The organism is Streptomyces sp. NPDC048278 (assembly GCF_040652195.1).
Lineage (GTDB): Bacteria > Actinomycetota > Actinomycetes > Streptomycetales > Streptomycetaceae > Streptomyces.
This window is the reverse complement of record NZ_JBEZLP010000020.1, coordinates 1-19,414: the sequence shown is the minus strand read 5'-3', so window position 1 is coordinate 19,414 and position 19,414 is coordinate 1. Positions and strand designations below refer to the sequence as shown.

The following is a 19,414-nucleotide window of genomic DNA, read 5'->3' as shown; positions in this document are numbered from 1 at the left end:
CCAGGGATCCGGCGAGCCCGCCTTTCCGCGAGCACCGGGAGGCAGGCCCGGACGGGCAGGCTGTTGAAAGAGGTGTACGCCGTGGGGCGACCGCGGTCTCGATCTCGTCGGGTGTGCGGCTGTCGCCGTAAGCGGTCCTGAGGCGGTCGATGACGTGGCGGATCGCGATGTCCTCGTTCGGTTCGATCAGCATGGCTCACCCTGAGGCCGGGGTCGTGGTCATGTGAACGACCAGCAGCCATCAGGCGCCGTCGGCCTGCCGCGTCCTCGCGGAGCGGTCCTTTGCCGAGGTCGGCCCTCGTTCGTCCCCGGCGCCCAGGGCGTCACAGAGCCGTCGCGGGCCAGTCCAGCAGCCGTGCCCCGATGACCGCCGTCTGGAGCATGTAGCGGTGGGTCGGGTCCGCGGGGTTCGCCCCGGTGAGCTTGTGGATGCGATCCAGGCGGTACGTCAGGGCGCGCACGCTCAGGGAGAGACGCCGGGCCGCCTCGGTGGCCACGCAGCCGGAGTCGAAGTAGGCGGTCAGGGTGTCGAGGAGGGGCCCGGCGCCGCCGCGGGCGGTGACGAGCGGGCCCAGGGTGCCCTGGACGAGGTCTGCCATGGCCTGCCGGTCGCGGGTGAGGACGGGGTAGACCAACAGGTCGGCGGCGCGCAGGACCGGCTCGTCGAGGTCGAGGCGCTCGGCCATTTCGAGCGCGTTGAGCGCCTCCTCGTACGACTGGACGACCCCGCCGGGGCCGGGCTGGGGGCGGCCGATGGCGACCCGGCCGCCGTCGGTGGCGACGTGCGCCTGTTTGGCGAAGTGGGTGAGGACATCGGCCTGGTGGCCGGGCGCGATGCACAGCAGCCGGCCGTCCTTGGTGGTGAGCAGGACGCTGCGGTCGCCGAACCGGGCGATGACGGCCTGTTCCACCTGTCTCGGGACCGGGTCGCCCTCACCGTAGGCGGTGGTGCCCTGGGCGACGGCGACCGCATGGGCGTGGGACAGGCGGAGGCCGAAGCGTTCGGCTCGTTCGGAGAGCCGGCCCAGATTGCTGCGGCCGTAGAGGAGGTCGTCGATGAACTCCCGCCGGGCCGCCTCCTCCTGACGCACCGCCAGCAGTTGGGCGCGCTCGAAGCCCTCCGCGAACGCGTCGACGGCCTGCTGGACGGCGGCGAGCGCCTCGTCTGCCGAGCCGGTGGCGGCCGGCCAGGCCGTGCGGGCGGCTGTGAGGTGGGCGCTGACCAGGGCGCGCAGTCCGTGACCTGCCTCGGCCGCCTGTTCTCCCAGGGCGCGCCGGGAGGCGATCTCGTCCCGGGAGAGGCGTCGGCCGGTGGCGCAGACCTCGGCCAGTATGCGGGCATAGCCGTCGAGATACCGCTCAGGTATCTGTCGGTCCGTCACGTGGTCCCCCGAAATCTTGACGCGCCGCTGACGGTTTCTTAGCGGGTCACCGGCATGCAGACCCTAATGAACACTGCCGGACACCGGCAATGCGCGGGGTGGCTCCGGTCGTGGAACATGGGTCGCGGGGAGCACCGCGGATGGTTCCGGTGCCGGACACCGGCAGGTGACCGCACCGGAACCAGGATCTGATTCCGCGGCCCCCACGGACACGAGCGGCGCGGGCCGAGAGGGGGCGGGGCATGCGGACGTTTCTGGTGGCCGCCACCGGCCTGCCCACGATTCTCCCGACCACGGCCATGGTGGCGGTGGTGTGTTTCTGGCTGCTGGCCCTGGCGCATCTGGCCGACGCCGGCAGCTTCGACGCGGACGTGGATCTGCGGGCGTGGCGCATGGACGGGGTCCCCGTGGCGGTCGCCCTCTCACTGTTGACGGTGCTCGGCTGGACCCTGAGTGTCTCGGCCGTGGTGGTGCTCACCGCCGTCGGGCCCCCGGGGCCGGTCGCCGGGCCGCTGCGCCTGGCCGTACCCGCAGGAGCGCTGCTCATCGCCTGGACCGCCACCCGCCTGCTCGTGCGCCCGCTGCACCGGTTCTTCTCGGATGCGCAGGACGACCCGGACGAACCCGTGGCGACCTCGCGTGCGCGGCGGGCCCGCGCCGCCTGAGCCACGCCCCGCCCGGCGCCCTTTTCTTCTCTCTCCTTCGCGCCGGAAACGCTCGAACTCCCTTACGCCTCAAGGACGTATGCCATGACTCCCATGACCATGGGCATCGGCGTGCTCATCGCCGTCTGCCTGCTCGCCGTCGCCGTCGTCTCCCTGCTGTTCCGCAAGGTGGAGCAGGGCAAGGCGCTGATCGTCTCCAAGCTGCGCAGGGTAGACGTGACGTTCACCGGGCAGATCGTGCTGCCGGTGCTGCACAAGGCCGAGATGATGGACATCTCGGTGAAGGCCATCGAGATCACCAGAGCCGGGCGGGACGGGCTGATCTGCCGGGACAACATCCGTGCCGACATCCGGATCTCGTTCTTCGTGAAGGTCAACAAGAGCGCCCAGGACGTCGTGAAGGTCGCCCAGGCCGTCGGCACGGCGAGAGCCAGCGACCAGAAGACGCTCCAGGAACTCTTCCACGCGAAGTTCTCCGAAGCGCTGAAGACCGTCGGCAAGCAGCTGGACTTCACCGACCTCTACACCAAGCGCGAGGAACTCCGGTACAAGATCATCGAGTTGATCGGCGTGGACCTCAGCGGCTACCACCTGGAGGACGCGGCGATCGACTACCTGGAGCAGACGCCGCTGTCCCAGCTCGACCCGGCGAACGTCCTCGACGCCCAGGGCATCCGGAAGATCACCGAGCTGACGGCCGTGGAGCACGTGCGCACCAACGAGGCCCAGCGCACCGAGGAGAAGGAGATCACCCGGCAGAACGTCGACGCCCGCGAGGCGATTCTGGAGCTGGAGCGCCGGCAGACGGACGCGGAGATCAAGCAGAAGCGGGAGATCGAGACCGTGCGGGCCCGCGAGGAGGCCGAGACCGCCCGGGTGGTGGAGGAGGAGCGGCTGCGGGCGCAGGGGGCGTTCCTGAAGACCGAGGAACTGCTCGGTGTGCAGCGCGAGAACCAGGCCCGGGAGATCGCCGTCGCCGCGAAGAACCGCGAGCGGGTCATCGCCGTCGAGGGCGAGCGGGTCGAGAAGGACCGCCTCCTCGAGGTCATCGCGCGGGAGCGGGAGACCCAGCTGACCCGGATCGCCGCCGACAAGGAGGTCGAGGCCGAGAAGCGGGAGATCGCCGAGGTCGTCCGGGAGCGGGTGGCCGTGGACCGTACGGTCGCCGAGCAGGAGGAGGCCATCAAGAAGCTGCGGGCCGTGGAGGAGGCCGAGCGGGAGCGGCAGGCGGTCGTCATCGCCGCCGAGGCCGAGGCTCAGGAGAAGCTGGTCAAGGACATCAAGGCCGCCGAGGCTGCCGAGCAGGCCGCCGTGCACCGCGCCGCGGAGGAACTGACGCTCGCCGAGGCCCGGTTGAAGACCGCCGACCTGGACGCCCAGGCCAAGCTGCGGCTCGCCGAGGGCGTGCGTGCCGAGGCCGCCGCCGAGGGACTGGCTGCCGTGCAGGTCCGCGACAAGGAGGCCGACGTCACTGAGAAGGCCGGGCGGGCGGAGGCCGCCGCGTCCGAGGCACGGCTGCGCGCCGAGGCGGAGGGCACCCGGGCCAAGGCGCTCGCCGAGGCCGAGGGCATCGGCGAGAAGCTGAAGGCGGAGGCCGCCGGCCTCACCGAGAAGGCGGCAGCCATGGCCGCCCTGGACGACGCCTCCCGCGGCCACGAGGAGTACCGGCTGCGGCTGGCGGCCGAGAAGGACATCCGGCTCGCCGGGCTGGACGCGCAGCGGCACATCGCCGAGGCGCAGGCCACGGTGCTCGCCACCGGCCTGGAGAACGCCGACATCGACATCGTCGGCGGCGAGTCCCTCTTCTTCGACCGGCTCGTCTCCGCGATCTCGCTCGGCAAGAGCGTCGACGGGTTCGTCCAGAACTCCGACACCGCGCAGGCGCTCGCCGGGCCCTGGCTGGACGGATCCGCGAGCTTTCCCGACGACCTCGGCCGTGCCCTCGGCTCCGTCTCGGCGGCCGGCATCCGGGACCTGACCGTGTCCGCGCTGCTGACGAAGCTCATGACGTCGGGCGCCGCGAACCCCGGGCAGCTCCAGCAACTGCTCGACAGGGCAGGCGAACTGGGGCTCGCCGACACCCCGCTCGCCGCCCTGAACGGCAGTGCCAGGGGCTGACCGGTTCGTGGTCCGGAGCCGCCGCACAGGGGACGGCGGCTCCGGACCGTGTATCTCCTTCGATCTGCTGAGAGGGATCCATGAGCACCGGTCAGGACACCGGGACGTACGAGGCACAGGGGACCGACAAGCCGGACACCGGCGCCTACGGAACTCCGGGCGCCGACGCCCCGGACGCCGGCGCCTACGAGGTGCTGCGGGCCCGGCTCACCGCCCAGGCCGGCGAACTCGCCCGCCGCGCCGAGGCCCTGAACGTCCGCCGCACCGAGCAGTTCGGCTCGACGCGCCTCGAACTCGCCGGCACCGGACAGCTGCGTACCGGGCACGCGAGTGTGCCCCGCGACCTCGTCGCCGTGGGCGACACGCTCCTCCTCGGCCACAACCCCGCGCCCGGGAACGGGAACGCGGTCGGCGACGTCTTCGCGCTCTACGACCGGCGCCTGAACCGGCTGCCCGACGACACCGTCCCCGGCCTGCTCGACGACCCGGCGTTCGTCCGCGAGACGGCCGACCTCCACCGCTACTACCGCCAGGCCCGGCTGCTCCGGCTCCACCGGGTGGACGGCAAGCTGTTCGCCGTCTTCCAGACCGGTGAGCAGGCCGTCGACACCCGCGTCCTGCGCTGGGCGCTCACCGACGACGGCCGGGCGTCGTTCGTGGACGCGCGCGGCGACCGCGACCGTGACCACGTCCCGCCACCGTCCCACGACGTCGAGTGGACCGCGACGACCCGCGAGGACCACGTCCTGGGCCGCCACCCGCACGTCTCCGTCGAAGGCGAGGTCTTCGTCGACACGCTCGGCGGGACGCTGACCGTCAAGGCCGAGAACGACACCGAGACGGCCGAGGGTATCCACTCCGAGCCGGTCGACGAGCCGCTGCAGTCCCTCGGCGACGCGGACATCGCCTACGCCCGCGTGGGCCCGTTGGTCCTGCTGCGGATCCGCCCCTACAAGGAGGACTCCGACCGGCACCTGGTCTTCAACACGCTGACCGGGAACGTCGTCCGCCTGGACGGCATCGGCCTGGCCTGCCGCCGCCTGCCCGAGGACCAGGGCGTCGTCTTCCCCGGAGGCTACTGCCTGGCCACAGGCACCCACCGCACCTACGACCTCGACATCGCGGACCTGGAGTTCGAGCGTGAGGTGCGCTCGCCGAACGGCGAGGACGTGCTGTACGCCTTCCACGCGCGGGTCACGGGCCGCAGCCTGCTGCTGCCCTACAACCTGATCCGCAAGGAGGTCGCCGCCCCGCTGTCCGGCCACGGCTGGGCCCTGTTCGAGGACGGCACGCTGACGGTCCTGCACGCCGACGGCGACGACGCCCGGCGCGTGCACCCGCTCCAGCTGTGGAACTCCCCGTACGTCTCGGACACCCACGAGGCCGCGCGGCCACTCGGCACCGGTCCGCTCGCCCGGGTGGGCAACGCCGACCTGGTGCGGGGCATCTCCGACTGCCTGTCCATCACCCGCGCGGTCGCCGAGTCGACGCCTACGAGCGAGGTGTACGAAGCACTGGCCGCCGCGTGTGTTCGCGCGGCCGACATCCACCACTGGCTGGGCGATCCGGAACTCGGCGACCTGAACGAGCCGCTCGCACAGGTCCGCGCCACGGCAGAACAGGTGCTGACCGAGTTCGCGACCGTGCAGGCCCTCACCCGGCAGGCCGCCGCCGCGCTCACCGAGGCCGACACGCGGATCGCCGCGGTCGTACGACGTCTGCGCGGCGAGGCCCCGCGAGGCGCCGCAGGCTGGGTTGCCGGCCTGACCGAACTCCGACATGCCCAGGGGCACCTGCTCACCGTCCGGGACATGCGGTACGCGGACACCGCCCGCATCGACGAGCTGGCCACCGCCACCGAGGCCGACCTCGCCGCCTTCGGCCGGCGGGCCGTCACCCACCTCGCCCGCGAGGACGCCTTCGCCGAGCACCGGGCAGACGTCGAGCGGCTCACCGCTGACGCCGGGGCCATCGGCACGGTCGCCGAGGCCGCGCCGGTCTCCGCGCACCTCGACGAATTCGCCGACGGGCTGCGGACGGTGACCGAGGTCGTCTCCGGGCTCGACGGCGGGGACGCCACCGTGCGTACCGGCGTCCTGGAGCGGATCGCCGAGATCCTCGGCGGTCTCAACCGCGCCCGCGCCACCCTCGACGGCCGCCGCCGCGACCTCCTCGACCACGAGGGTCGCGCCGCGTTCGCCGCCGAGTCCGCCCTGCTCGGCCAGACCGTCACCGGCGCGTTCGCCGCCGCCGGCAGCCCCGAGACGTGCGACGAGCAACTGGCCCGGGTTCTCGTGCACATCGAGGACCTGGAGTCGCGGTTCGCCGAGTTCGACGACTTCCTCGGCACGCTCGCCGAAAGGCGCGACGAGGTCCACGAGGCGTTCGCCGCCCGCAAGCAGAGCCTCGCCGACGCCCGCGCCCGCCGCGCCGAACGCCTCGCCGACTCCGCCGCCCGCGTCCTCGGCACGGTGACCCGGCGTGCCGCGACCCTCGCGGACACGGACGCCGTCACCACGTACTTCACCTCCGACCCGCTGCCCGCCAAGATCCGCCGCACCATCGGCGAACTCCGCGAACTCGGCGACCAGGTAAAGGCGGAGGAACTCGACGGCCGCCTCAGGGCAGCCCGCCAGGAAGCCCTGCGTGCCCTGCGCGACCGCGGTGACCTGTACGCCGACGACGGCCGTACCCTCCGCCTCGGCACCCACCGCTTCGCCGTCAACACCCAGCCCCTGGAACTCACCCTGGTCCCGCACGGCGACGGCCTCGCCTTCGCCGTCACCGGCACCGACTACCGCGCGCCGGTCACCGACCCGGACTTCGCGGCCACCCGCCCCTTCTGGGACCGCCCGCTGCCCTCGGAGTCCCCGGAGGTCTACCGCGCCGAACACCTCGCCTCCCGGCTCCTGGACGAGCACGGCCCGGCCGCGCTCGCGGAGGCCGATCTGCCCGACCTGGTCCGGCAGGCGGCGGAGGCGGCCTACGACGAAGGGTACGAGCGAGGCGTCCACGACCACGACGCCGCACTGATCCTCGCGGCCCTGCTGCGTCTGCACGACGGCGCGGGCCCGCTCCGCCACCGGCCCGCCGCCCGTGCCGCCGCCCAGCTGTTCTGGGCGCACGGAACCACCCCCGGCGAGCGCACGGCCTGGACCACCCGGGCCTGCTCCCTGGCCCGCGCACGCGACACCTTCGGCCTCGCCCCGGCCATCGCCGACCTGGAAGAGGAACTGGCGGCGGCGATCGGCAACCCGACCGCGACCACCGCCGCCGGCTACCTCTTCGAGGAACTCACCACCGGGCCCGCCGGGTTCGTCATCAGTACCGGCGCCCGCACGCTGCTCGACAAGTTCCGCCGTGCCGTGGGTACGTCGGCGTACGACGACGACCTCGCGGCCCTCGGCCCCCTGGCCGACCGCCGGCAACTCGTCGAGGGGTGGCTGACGTCGTACACCACGGCAACCGGCGCGGACGTCGACGCCGGAGACCTCGCGGAGGCGGTGGCGGCCGAGCTCTGCCCGGAGCTTCCCCGCTACGAATCCGACGCACCGCTGACCGAGACCGTCGAAGGGCTGCTCGGCACCCACCCGCGCATCAGCCGCCGTACGCTCACCGTCCGGATCGATGAACTCCTCGCCCGCACCAGGGAGTTCCGCACCCACGAGATGCCCGCGCAGCGCGCCTGCCAACGGCGCCGCACGGCACTGGTGGCCGCCGAGCGCACGCGGATCCGGCTGGACGAGCACCGGCCGCGGGTGATGTCGACGTTCGTCCGCAACCGGCTCATCGACGAGGTCTACCTGCCGCTGATCGGGGACAGCCTCGCCGGGCAGCTCGGCACCACCGGCGGGACGAAGCGCACCGACACCGGCGGTCTCCTGCTGCTCGTCTCCCCGCCGGGCTACGGCAAGACGACCCTCGTCGAGTACGTCGCCGACCGCCTCGGCCTGCTTCTCGTCAAGGTCGACGGCCCGGCGCTCGGGCCCGCGGTCACCTCGCTCGACCCCGCCGAGGCTCCGAACGTCACGGCCCGCCGGGAGGTCGAGAAGATCAACTTCGCGCTGGAGGCCGGGAACAACACCCTCCTCTACCTGGACGACATCCAGCACACCTCGCCCGAACTGCTCCAGAGGTTCATCCCGTTGTGCGACGCCACCCGCCGCATCGAGGGCGTACGGGACGGGGAGCCGCACACCTACGACCTCAGGGGCAAGCGCTTCGCCGTCTGCATGGCCGGAAACCCCTACACCGGGTCCGGCGACCGCTTCCAGGTCCCCGACATGCTCGCCAACCGCGCCGACGTGTGGAACCTGGGCGACGTCCTGACGGGCAGGGAGGACGCCTTCGCGTTCAGCTTCATCGAGAACGCCCTGACCGCCAACCCGGACCTCGCCCCGCTCGCCGGTCGCGACCGGGCCGACCTCGACCTGCTGGTCCGCAGGGCGGAGGGCGACCCCACGGCCCGCGCGGACCGCCTCCTGCACCCGTACCCGCCTGCCGAGCTGGAGCGGATCCTGGCGGTGCTGCGCCATCTGCTGGCCGCCCGGGAGACGGTCCTCGCGGTCAACGCCGCCTACATCGCCTCGGCCGCCCAGTCCGACGCCACCCGCACCGAACCGCCTTTCCGGCTCCAGGGCTCCTACCGCACCATGAACAGGATCGCCCAGCGCATCCAGCCGGTCATGGACCGCGCCGAACTCGCCGCCGTCCTCGACGACCACTACACCGCCGACGCCCGCACCCTCACCTCCGGTGCCGAGGCCGGCCTGCTGAAACTGGCCGAGCTGCGCGGCACCCTGACCGCCGAGCAGGCCGTGCGGTGGAGCGAAGTGAAAACCGCGTACGTCCGCGGCCAGTCCCTCGGCGGCCCGGAGAGCGACCCGCTCACCCGCGCGGTCTCCGCTCTCGCACTGCTCGCCGACCGGATCGCGGCCGTGGAGACGGCGATCGACCGGGCCGCCGCCCACGGCACCGGGCACACGGCCGCGCGGAAGGAGAGCCCGTGACGTCTTTCCTGATCCCCGTCGCCGCCGCCGTACTGGTCGTGGCGGCGTGCACGAGCGCACTGGTACGCCGGGACCGGCGTCGGACGGCACGGGCCCACCGGAGCGGGTTCCCGCATGAGCAGGACTGATCTGCGGACGCCGGTGCGCCCGACCTCCGAACGGCGACGACGGAACACAGGGACGAAACGGTGGCAGCCGGTGTGGCCGCCCCCCACCGTCGACGGCCGCCAAGTAGCCACGCGTGCGGGGCTCGTTGCCGGGCACCGGCAACCTGGCGTCCGCGACGGTGCGGGTAAGCGTTCTGTCAAAGACGCATCAAGAACGGGTAGGGTTCCCACCGGTGTGCCGGGAAGCCTGGTCGGCGAACAGAGGTGTTCTCTCTTCCGATCGGGGTGTGACCGGTGCTATTCGTCGCCGTCTTCGGAGTGGCGCTGCTGATCGCGGTACTGCTCTCCGGCGGCCGGCACGTCTCCTTCGCCAAGCTGCGGGCCAACCGGGTGGGCCCGGCCCGCGCACTGGGCCTGGGGATGCCGCCGGCGTTCGTCTTCATGGCACTGGTGACCCACTGGCTGGTGGGCCGAGACCGGACGACCTCCTTCCTGGTGGGCGCGGTCCTGGCGCCGGCCGGCCCGGTGTTCGCCTCGGCGATCGTGGGCCGTAAGGAGGTCCCGGCCAGGCTGCGCGAGTTCCTCGACGTCGAGAGCGGCGTCAACGACGGCCTCGCGCTGCCCGTCGTGCCACTCCTGATCACCGCCGCGGGACCCACCGCCGCGGGACCCACCGCCGCGGGACCCACTGCCGCCGGTCACACGGACGAGGCGCCGATCGGTCGGATCGCACTCGAACTCGAACTCGGCCTCGGCGTGGCCTTCTCCGACGACGAGCCCGACCACGCAGACCCGCCGGCCGAAGTGGAGAGAAAGACCGCCGTATGAGCGACTGGCAGAGCTGGACGGCCGTAGCCGTCTTCGTGGGCGCGTACGTCCTGATCATCAGCGAGCGCGTGCACCGGACGGCCGCGGCCCTCGGCGGCGCCGGACTGATGCTCGTCATCAGCGCCACCGACGACAAGGCCGCGTTCTACTCCGAGCACACCGGCATCGACTGGAACGTGATCTTCCTGCTGCTCGGGATGATGGCGATCGTCGGCGTGCTCCGGCAGACCGGCCTGTTCGAGTACCTGGCGATCTGGTCGGTCAAGCGGGCCCGGGGCAGGCCCTTCCGGGTGATGGCGATGCTGATACTGATCACGGCGACGGCGTCCGCTCTCCTCGACAACGTCACCACCGTGCTGCTCGTCGCCCCGGTCACCCTGCTGGTGTGTGAGCGGCTCGCCCTGCCCTCCGCGCCGTTCCTGATCGCCGAGGTGTTCGCCTCCAACATCGGCGGCACCGCGACCCTGGTCGGCGATCCGCCCAACATCATCATCGCGAGTCGCGCCGGACTGACCTTCAACGACTTCCTGGTACACCTCGCCCCGGTCGCCGCCGTCCTGACGGTGGTGCTGCTGGCGCTGTGCCGGGTGATGTTCCGCGCAGTGTTCGTCTACGACGAGGAGCGCGCCGCGCAGGTCATGGCCCTGACGGAACGCGAGGCGATCCGCGACCCACGGCTGCTGTGGCAGGGGCTGGCCGTCCTGGCGCTCGTCGTCGCGGGCTTCGTCCTGCACCCGGTGCTGCACTACGAACCGAGCGTCGTCGCCCTGCTCGGCGCGGGCCTGCTGGTCGCCGTGTCGAAGGTGGACACCCGGGACGTCCTGCGCGAGGTGGAGTGGCCCACCCTCGCCTTCTTCGCCGGCCTGTTCGTGATGGTCGGCGCCCTGATCGAGAGCGGGGTCATCGGGGAGCTGTCCCGCGCCCTGGCGGACGCCACCGGCGGCCGGGAACTCGGCGCAACGCTCACCCTGCTGGGCGGCTCGGCGGTGCTGTCGGGAGTCGTCGACAACATCCCCTACGTGGCCACCATGGCACCCATCACCGCCGACCTCGTCAAGGACATGGGCGGTGCGGCCGGCGGCCACCACGTGCTGTGGTGGGCGCTGGCCCTGGGCGCCGACCTGGGCGGCAACGCCACCGCGATCGGCGCCAGCGCCAACGTCGTCGTCCTCGGCATCGCCGAACGCAACCGGCAGCCCATCTCCTTCTGGGAGTTCACCAGGTACGGCCTCGTCGTCACGGCGGTGACCGTGCTGATCAGCGCTCTGTACCTGTGGCTGCGGTACTTCGCCCTGGCCTGAGCCGGCCGCCGGCGCGGGCCGCTCAAGGGGTCGGCGTACTCGCCGCGCCCGCCTTGCCCAGCAGCTCGTGCAGCAGGTGCGAGGCGGTGACGACGCCGAGCAGATGTGTGCCGGCCTTGTCCTTCGTGGCGACGGCGACCAGGGGGCTGCGCACCCGGGCCATCAGCGCGGCGACCTGCAGCGCGGTGTCGTCCGGGTCGGCGATCGGCGGCGCGGGCGCCGTGTTCGACAGGCAGTCGCCGACCCGGCGGCCGGCCAGCGCCTGGCAGAGCCGGTCGGCGTGCTGCTCGTCGACCACCGCCGCGAGCGCGGGGTCCTCGACGACATAGGCCGGGACCAGCACCTTGACCATCTGGGAGGCCGGCAGGATCGCCTTCGGCTCCCCGCGCCCGTCCAGCACGAGCAGTGCCGGCAGCTTGTGCTCGGCCATCAGCCGCGCCGCCTCCAGCGCGTCGCTGTCGACGCTCACCGACTGGTACTCCACCGCCAGATCACGTGCCCGCACGGCCGACTCCCGTTGTCCGAAACGCATCCGTGCCCAGCGTCGTACGCGTCCCGCCCGGGACGCCAGGCCATCGGGCAGAAACATACGCAACCTGAACACCGTCAGGGGCGACCCCCGTCCCGTCCCTCCGCACCGCTCGTCGAGAAGGGCATCAAGGAAGCATCAATTAGCTGGTCACAGGCCATACTTCACGGGTGGGGCCCGACTGGGCCCTCAGCGGTCCGGTACGGGGAGGCGACAACCGGTGGCGAGCAGTGTCGGCGAGGGACTCGGCAAGGTCGAGGTGCGGCTGAAATGGGACCCGAGTCCTTTCGGGGAACCGGCCCGGCATCTCGACATCGTCGCCGCGACCTACTCCGCGGACGATCCCCACGGACGGCCGGAGTACATCGTCCACTACGACAGCCGGTCACCCGACGGCACCATCAACATGGCCCGGCACAGCCAGACCGGCCAGGGCTTCGGCTACGTCGAGGTGATGGTGCTGGAGTTCGACCGCCTTGCTGCCGCCTACGGGCGGGTCGTGGTGGGGGTGGTCATCCACCAGGACGGCGGACGCCGGACCTTCGGCGACATCCACAACGCCGGGGTGCTGGTCGTCCAGCGCTACACGGAACTGCTGGCCGACGACTTCACGCATGTCGCCGACTGCACCGCCACCACCGTGGCCGAGTTCGTCCGAGACGGCTCCGGCGTGTGGGAGATGCACGAGATGATCAGGGGGTCCGAAAGCGACCCGGTGCCCTTCACCCTGGAGATGGGCCGGGTGCCCGGGCCCCGTCCGGGCCACACCCACGAGGAACGTCCGGCTGGGACGGCCTGAACGCACGATCAGGAGCCACTGCCCGGCTGCGCCGCCGGCACACGGGCGACACCTGCCTGGTCCAGGATCGACCAGGCCCGCTCGTCGGCGTGTGTGACGACCACCCGGGTATTGCGGGCCCGAGCGGCACGCAGCGCGGCGAACAGCGCTCTGTAGCCGTCCGGACCGAGACAGCACCGCGACCCGCGACCTGGGACTGCTGGGCATGCCCGGCAAGGCGATCGGGGTCGGACCGGGCTTCCTCGGACCGCAGCACGCCACGGAACCGTGCCCTGCCCACGTCGAGGCGGCCCTCCCGGAACGGGGCTCGGTTGTCCTTCGGATTTCCCAGGCCACGCAGGTGGGTGCAGCCGATGCCGGCCACGACATCGACGCGACTGTCGAGGAGTGAGGCGACGAAGGAGTCGATGTCCCGGCCCACGTACCCACCGGACCAGCCCTACGGCGACGCCCGATTCCTCGGCGAGCCGTTCGCGAGTCCGTCCACGATCCTCCCGCAACGCTCACCCGCGCCGGGCGAGTGCTCGCGCGTGGTCGTGGGGACGCGCTGAGTGACGGACTGCCATGGGCCGTGATCCTCATGGCCGTTGAGGCGGAGGGGCACGGTGTTCCTTGTCAGCTGCGGGCCGGATTCGCGAACGTGCAGGTCCGAGTGGACTCAACAGCCGAACCTCACCCGAGCTCGCCGGTCACCCTCCGGGAGAAGCCGACCAAGATCTTCCCGCGGATTTCTCCCAACCGATCTCCAGAAACCACTCAGGGACCCGACCCGCAATGCGGATCAGGCCCCTGACCTGGTACTACGGCGTCGGGGTGGCGGGATTTGAACCCACGACCTCTTCGTCCCGAAGCAATCTTGGTGCCCGATGGTGCAGGCACGCGCGTGGCGCTGAGGTGTGCGAACAGTCCCTGAGTGTCCGTGGACGTACACGAGTGTTCGCCCCCGTTGTCACGCAGTTAGTCACTCACTCCTGCCACGCAAATCAGGTGCAGGGCCCCGGGTCGGATCGGGACAATGGCTGAGCCGTTACCCGGTTCGCACATCAGGAAGCAACCTTGCTCAAGATCTCACCACAGCTGGGCGCCGCCGCTGACTCCCTCGGGTTTGATGCCGCGGCGCTGCCGCTGACCCTTCGCTACATAGGTGAGGCCGACAACTTCCCTCTGCTCGGGGCCAGCCACGAACGCAAAGTCAAGGTTTACCTTGACACGAAGGACTGGATCACCTTGGCCAAGGCTCGTCTCGGCAGGCCTGGCTCTGAGAGGGATCGCCCCATCTACGAAGACCTGCGCGCCTGGGCTGAGGCAGGCAAAATTCTGGTACCCCTGACGAGCAGCCTTTTCCAGGAGATAAGCAAGATCTCGCAGCGACGGCAGCGCACAGATCTTGCCGAGGTTATTGCAGAAATCAGTGGTTTCGTTGCGCTCACCGGTGTGAAGAACATGGTCACTCATCAGATGCGCGTTGCATTGGCATCACGACAGGCCTTGCCGCAACCGACGCCTCTGGACGCATTTGGGATCGGGATGTTCTTTGCCGTCGGTGACACTCGTCGGCTGACCCTCCGCCGATCGGATGGGCAGGCGACGAATGTCGATCCTGAGCTGATCCACGAGATGACCACCTGCGGCCGAGCGCTGGCAGAGATGATGTTGTTGATCGGCCCTGCTCCACACGAGATCGCTCAGCTGCGAGCGGCTGGATACCGACCTGATCTTGTGCTCGCTCACCATGCAAAGCGTGTTGCGCATGAGCAGCAGCTCGCCGACATGCTGGCCGCTGATCCCAGCATGCGCCCCCGCCTAGACCGCATCGTTCGTGCCCGGCACATTGTGTGGGAGCTGTTGGACTTTGTGAAAGTAGTCGCGCCGGAGTACGGCATGACCGCGGAGCAGTTCGTTGACCAAGGTGCGGACTGGCTCACGGCATTCGTGGAGGACGTCCCGAGCGCCGCTGTCAACGTCACCCTGATGGAGCGCAATTTCCGCAACTCGTACAAGGCCTGGACCGGCAACGATCTTTATGACGCCGATGCCATGGCGCTAGCTATCCCGTACTGCGACGTAGTAATGGCCGATAAGCACGTGACTGCTCAGCTGGCTACATCTGGCGCCGTCACCCGCTGCGGCACTCTTGTGCTGTCCAAGCTGGCCGAGCTTCATCAGAAGCTGCCTGCGCTCATTGCCAGTAAGTAATTTGATCGCTTGTGCGTGCTGCGAGAGCGCATGCCCTGACCTGGGGAAACCTTTTGCGAGTGTTCGTGGGAGTCCGTCGGAGTACGCACGCGTTGTGACTCAGTTCGTCACTCACCCGCGAGAGCACAACAGAACGGAAGTCGCCTCCAGCTCCTACGCTCTTTGCCGGCTCCGCCGGGGTGCCCGCTCTTGTCGACGGCGACTGTTTCCTGGTGAGTGCGATGACGGTGAGCCGGGGTATGGCTGTACCACCCAGTTTCCAGGGTGGTACAGCCGCTTGGACCCTGGCTGACCACTCGTTGTCAGCCAGGCAGCGTACGGTCTACGCAGACGGACTCATGGAGGTCAAATGCCTGAGGGCTTAGGCGAGTTCAGTTGGTGGTGGATCAAGGTACACAATCCGAGGGATGAGAGGTTCTTCCTGTACTACCCAAACAGCGGGGTGGCAGATCACCGGGTTCTGCGGGTAGTCGATCGGGACGGCCTTGATCACGCAATCCTGATCTGGAACGTCTGTCACGAGTGCCGACGTGGAGTGATCGCGAAGATTTCGATGATCCCTGAGTGGCAGCGGCAGGGCCTCGGGCGCCGACTCGTGCGATGGGCCTTGCGTGAGGGACCGGGCTACGACTGGGTCACGTCGGGCCAATCGCCGGAGGGGCAACAGTTCTTCCCAGCCCTCGCCAGGGAGACCGGCGCAGCCCTTACCAACAGGGGGAGGGCATGCGCCCATATCGACGCGGCGGATCGGTCCTACCCCAGGCCTCGACTTGTACGTGGCATCTGAGTCCGTCTCTGACCGGACACCCCGGACAGCCTCCGTTCCGACTGTCCGGGGTGTTTGTGCAGGTGAGAGCGTTAACCGGACAGCCGGACAGGTGGGACACTAGGTGTCGGTCAACCAGGCGAGTGGGACGCTGGTAGAGAAAGCCGCCACGACGTAACTGGAAGGGGAGGCCACGTGCCGCAGGCGAGTCCGCGAGGTACGTACTTGGAGGTCTCTGATTCTCTACGCCAGAAGATCAAAGAGGGCGAGATCACAGAAGCTCTGCCGTCTCAAGCACGGCTCATGAGCGACCACAGCGTCAGTCGCAGCACCATCGAACGCGCCCTAGGAGTGCTCAAGACCGAAGGGCTGATCGAATCCGTACAGGGCGCCGGCTGGTACGTGGTGGGGACCGGGGACCGTCGCCCGCTGATCGAGAGAGTGACCGACCTCTTGAAGGTCGAGGGGGTCAAGGTCGGCGACAGCTTCCCCACCGAGAAGGAACTGTGCGAGCGGTTCGGCGCATCGCGGACCGCCGTCCGTTCCGCCGTCGCGCAGATGGAGGGGCAGGGGCTCATCGGTAAGGGCGCCGGGAAAGGGCGGGAAGTCCGATCCTTGCCGGTCGGACGGGGGGCTAGGACGGTATGACAACAACCGAGCGGACCGAATTCGACGCGGATGCGGCAGCGGCCATCCTGCGCAAGGCGTGCGAGATTGCTGACTTGGACCCGGACGGGATCGAGATGCTGCGGTTCGGGGATCACGCAGTGTTCCGCGTAGACGACGGCCGTATCGTCTCCCGGGTCGGCCGTAGTCCCGATCGACTTCCCTCCGTGCGCCGGGAAGTCGCCGTGGCACAATGGCTCGCTGCCGAGGACTATCCGGCGGCTCGACTCGTCACGGCGGCCAAACAGCCGGTTGTCATCGATGGTCACCCCGTGACCTTCTGGGAAGCGCTCGCTGACGGGGAAAAGTACGCGAGTACAGGCGAGATGGGTGTTCTGCTACGACACCTTCACGAATTGGCGCCGCCGCCTTTCTCTCTGCCGCACCTAAAGCCTTTCGATAAGGTAGCGCAGCGTTTGGAAAGGGCTGGAATTCCGGACGCTACTCGCGCATTTCTCCGATCCTTGGCCGACGATTTGGCTACCAAGTACAGCGAGCTTAAGTTCGCGCTTCCGGCCGGTCATCTGCATGGAGACTTCAACGTCGGCAACGTCCTCCATGATGGGACCGGCACCCCCAAGGTCATCGACCTGGACGGTTTCGTTACAGGGCCGCGCGAGTGGGACCTCATGCAGACGGCCATGTACTACGACAGCTTTGGTTGGCACTCAGAGGCTGAGTATGCCGATTTTGTTGCCGGATACGGGTTCGACGTGCGTGAGTGGCCTGGATACCACATTCTTCGGAGTGTCCGCGAATTGCTGATGGTTACTTGGCTTTCGCAGAACGCGAGCACCAATCAGCTAGCGGCCGAGGAAGTTGAGAAGCGGGTGGAAAGCCTGCGCTCGGGTGGCTCTCGCCGAGACTGGGCGCCTTTCTAGGGCCATTAGGTGGTCTGTTGCCAGAGGCGGAAGCCGCGGGCCTGTTCTTCGAACTCGCGGAACTCCGCGGCTCGCCTCATCCCGTCGGAGACGCGCCCTTGGAACTCACGCACGTACTGAACACAGCGCGCCGACTTCAATCCCTCGCCAAGGTGTAGCGCACTCAGCGCGAACTCAAAACCACGGCCGATCTCGCCGTGAATGATGTATGACTCCGCCTGTACCATGGTCGCAAAGAAGTCACTTCGGTTGTTGAGGCCGTCGCCGAAGATGGAGCCCGCGCCGCGCTCCGTTGCTTCGATGGAGCGCCCCAGATCACGGAAGCAATGGCCCATCTCGGCTGCGAGTTCCACCTCATCGAAGTAGGCGATGTATGGCGGATCACTGTCGATTGTCCTCTGGCTCAGCTTGCGCTCCGCCTCCGCAAGAGCGAGGTCACAGCCGCGCTCATCCCCGAGGCGGGCGAGGGCTCGCGCTTCCATCGCGATGTGGTGCGCCGTCATCGTCGGCCCCAGGCTGCCGGCCGGTCCTGTGTATGCAGCACGGGCGAGAGTCGCGGCATCCCGGTATCGCCCCAGGAACGTGGCCTGATGGCTCATCGCAGAGAGAATGCTACTGCCGAGAATCCTGTCACCGGCAGTCTGTGACATACGTAGACCTTGGATAAAGTAGCGCTGCGCTATGCCGTGCAATCCGCTGTCGTACGACATGAATCCGGCGAGCAAGAGCGCTTCGGCAACAGCAGAGTGGAGCTGTTTGCCCACGGAATCGGAATATGTCCCGTCCAACATCGGCCGGACATCCGTGTGCAGGTATTGAATCAGCGCCCGCCGGGCGTGGCCACCGCCGAATTTCCCGTCAAGCATGCTGAACGCGTCGGTTGTTGAGCGCACCATTGCCACGTCTATGGCGCCGACCGCAAGGTTGCCCGCTCGCGTCAGTTCTCCGTCCGGCGGTGCCACGATCCAACGCAGAGACGCAGCGTTCCAAGCCGCTGAATCGGGCAGTGTCCGAACCAGTGCCTCAGCGTCGGCCAGGTCGGCGCGCCACAGATCGGTCACGGTCTTGGCTGTGCTCTCCGGCTGATCCGCGAAGTCAAGCCCCAACTCCGGCGTTATCGCGGACACTGCCGCCTCGCCCATCCCGGTGTCGTCGATCGTGACGTGACGCCCCAACTTGCGCCCGATTGCGTCGGCGATGAACTGCGGCATGCTGCCGCGCGGGATGGAGCCCTTGAGCCACCTGGTCACGTACGTGTGGTCACAGGTGATGTCCTCACCCGACCGAGCGGCGGCGGCTACCACGGCGCGAGCAAGCGACTTGTGTGAGAAGTCGGCTTCCTCCATGAGCGCGGCCAGCCTGGCGTTCCGGTCTGCCATCGCACCCCCAGAGAGCGGCCGTAGTACCAGCTTGACTCAACGTCACTCTACGCAGGTCAGTGCCGGGGTGCAGGGGGTTTGCACTTGGGGGTGCACGAGTGCACCCCCAAGTGCACGCTCCCGAACTCCCCTCCCTTTGGCGAAGGTTGAGTCATCACCGCGAGACAGACCGGCGGTTCGGGTTCAAAGACAGAGCGCTTGACGGCCCGGAATCGATCTGCCAACGTGAGTGGTAGGTAATACACACCACGCTCCAAGGTGTGGCGTTGCCGTGGCGTCGGGAATCCCCAGCAAGGTCGCCCGCCGCCGCGGTTCTCCCTGCCCATCGATGAGGAGAACGTCAATGCGCTTGTACGTCGGCCGACAAGAGGCCGTAACCGCTGAGGACTTCGTAGAACTGGCCCTTGGCACCCCGGTTGAGCTGTGGCTCGGGGTGGAGGGCGAGAGCGAGATGGAGCGCGCGGCCCGCTTGGACGCGGCGCGGGACATCCTCGCCGCCCCGGAGTACCGCAGCCTCCCGGACGACGTGGCCCGTGTCGCCGTTGAGGTGATCGAGGCGCACGCCCCGGAGCTGTTCAACGTCGTCCCGCTGGCGCGGTCCGTGAGCCGCCGGCGCTCGCGTTCCGGCAAGGGGGCTGCGGCATGAACGCCCGTGAGCAGAACCTGACGGCCGCGCTGGCCGACGTCAAGGCCGAGATTATTGGAGTACGCGCGGGTTCCTACCCGTCCCCGCCGAGCACCACCACGGCATGTCAGCAGGCAGGAGCAGGGTTACCGGTACGTCGCTC

Annotated in this window: 13 protein-coding genes and 1 pseudogene; 11 read left to right on the top strand and 3 right to left on the bottom strand. The window is 69.2% G+C overall.

Translation table 11 applies throughout. The features are described from left to right. Nucleotides 1-323: 323 nt before the first annotated feature. The gene (locus AB0D74_RS29910) at nt 324-1,382 is read right to left on the bottom strand and encodes a helix-turn-helix domain-containing protein (RefSeq protein WP_362593786.1); all 1,059 of its coding nucleotides are present in this window, start codon (nt 1,380-1,382) and stop codon (nt 324-326) included. Nucleotides 1,383-1,624: 242 nt separating this feature from the next. Here AB0D74_RS29910 and AB0D74_RS29905 point away from each other — a divergent pair, with 242 nt between their 5' ends. From AB0D74_RS29905 to AB0D74_RS29880, 6 genes and pseudogenes are all read left to right on the top strand, one after another. Continuing rightward, nucleotides 1,625-2,047, top strand: a complete 423-nt coding sequence (locus AB0D74_RS29905) for a hypothetical protein (RefSeq protein ID WP_362593783.1) — start codon at nt 1,625-1,627, stop codon at nt 2,045-2,047. Between the two features lie 84 nt (nt 2,048-2,131). Next, nucleotides 2,132-4,165 (top strand): SPFH domain-containing protein, encoded by a 2,034-nt coding sequence (locus tag AB0D74_RS29900; RefSeq protein ID WP_362593780.1) that lies wholly within the window; start codon nt 2,132-2,134, stop codon nt 4,163-4,165. A gap of 80 nt (nt 4,166-4,245) precedes the next feature. Further along, nucleotides 4,246-9,174, top strand: coding sequence for a DNA repair ATPase (locus AB0D74_RS29895; RefSeq protein ID WP_362593777.1), 4,929 nt, complete (start codon nt 4,246-4,248; stop codon nt 9,172-9,174). After that, nucleotides 9,171-9,302 (top strand): hypothetical protein, encoded by a 132-nt coding sequence (locus AB0D74_RS29890; RefSeq protein ID WP_362593774.1) that lies wholly within the window; start codon nt 9,171-9,173, stop codon nt 9,300-9,302. The genes AB0D74_RS29895 and AB0D74_RS29890 overlap by 4 nt, the downstream gene beginning before the upstream one ends. 273 nt (nt 9,303-9,575) lie before the next feature. After that, a pseudogene (locus AB0D74_RS29885) lies at nt 9,576-10,034 on the top strand (cation:proton antiporter); the annotation flags it as partial. A gap of 71 nt (nt 10,035-10,105) precedes the next feature. Then, nucleotides 10,106-11,410 carry an ArsB/NhaD family transporter gene (locus AB0D74_RS29880; protein WP_362593772.1) on the top strand — a complete coding sequence of 435 codons (1,305 nt, stop codon included), beginning with the start codon at nt 10,106-10,108 and terminating at the stop codon, nt 11,408-11,410. A 22-nt stretch (nt 11,411-11,432) separates the two neighbouring features. Here the strand turns inward: AB0D74_RS29880 and AB0D74_RS29875 are convergent, their stop codons facing one another. After that, the gene (locus AB0D74_RS29875; protein ID WP_362593769.1) at nt 11,433-11,915 is read right to left on the bottom strand and encodes a CBS domain-containing protein; all 483 of its coding nucleotides are present in this window, start codon (nt 11,913-11,915) and stop codon (nt 11,433-11,435) included. Nucleotides 11,916-12,159: 244 nt separating this feature from the next. Between AB0D74_RS29875 and AB0D74_RS29870 the strand changes: the two genes are divergently transcribed. The 4 genes from AB0D74_RS29870 to AB0D74_RS29855 all read left to right on the top strand — a co-directional run bounded on the left by AB0D74_RS29870 (nt 12,160) and on the right by AB0D74_RS29855 (nt 17,247). Further along, a complete protein-coding gene (locus AB0D74_RS29870; protein ID WP_362593767.1) occupies nt 12,160-12,738 on the top strand; it encodes a TerD family protein in 579 nt (192 codons plus the stop codon). Between the two features lie 1,056 nt (nt 12,739-13,794). Next, nucleotides 13,795-14,934 (top strand): hypothetical protein, encoded by a 1,140-nt coding sequence (locus AB0D74_RS29865; RefSeq protein ID WP_362593764.1) that lies wholly within the window; start codon nt 13,795-13,797, stop codon nt 14,932-14,934. 961 nt (nt 14,935-15,895) lie between these two features. After that, nucleotides 15,896-16,348: a GntR family transcriptional regulator gene (locus AB0D74_RS29860; protein WP_362593761.1), complete on the top strand. Its 453-nt coding sequence runs from the start codon at nt 15,896-15,898 to the stop codon at nt 16,346-16,348. Then, complete coding sequence (locus tag AB0D74_RS29855; protein WP_362593759.1) at nt 16,345-17,247, top strand: aminoglycoside phosphotransferase family protein; 903 nt, start codon at nt 16,345-16,347, stop codon at nt 17,245-17,247. Before AB0D74_RS29860 ends, AB0D74_RS29855 begins: the two co-directional genes overlap by 4 nt. 5 nt (nt 17,248-17,252) lie before the next feature. Here the strand turns inward: AB0D74_RS29855 and AB0D74_RS29850 are convergent, their stop codons facing one another. Beyond that, nucleotides 17,253-18,593 carry a hypothetical protein gene (locus AB0D74_RS29850; protein ID WP_362593756.1) on the bottom strand — a complete coding sequence of 447 codons (1,341 nt, stop codon included), beginning with the start codon at nt 18,591-18,593 and terminating at the stop codon, nt 17,253-17,255. A 376-nt stretch (nt 18,594-18,969) separates the two neighbouring features. Between AB0D74_RS29850 and AB0D74_RS29845 the strand changes: the two genes are divergently transcribed. Next, nucleotides 18,970-19,272 carry a hypothetical protein gene (locus tag AB0D74_RS29845; RefSeq protein WP_362593753.1) on the top strand — a complete coding sequence of 101 codons (303 nt, stop codon included), beginning with the start codon at nt 18,970-18,972 and terminating at the stop codon, nt 19,270-19,272. Nucleotides 19,273-19,414: the final 142 nt, after the last annotated feature.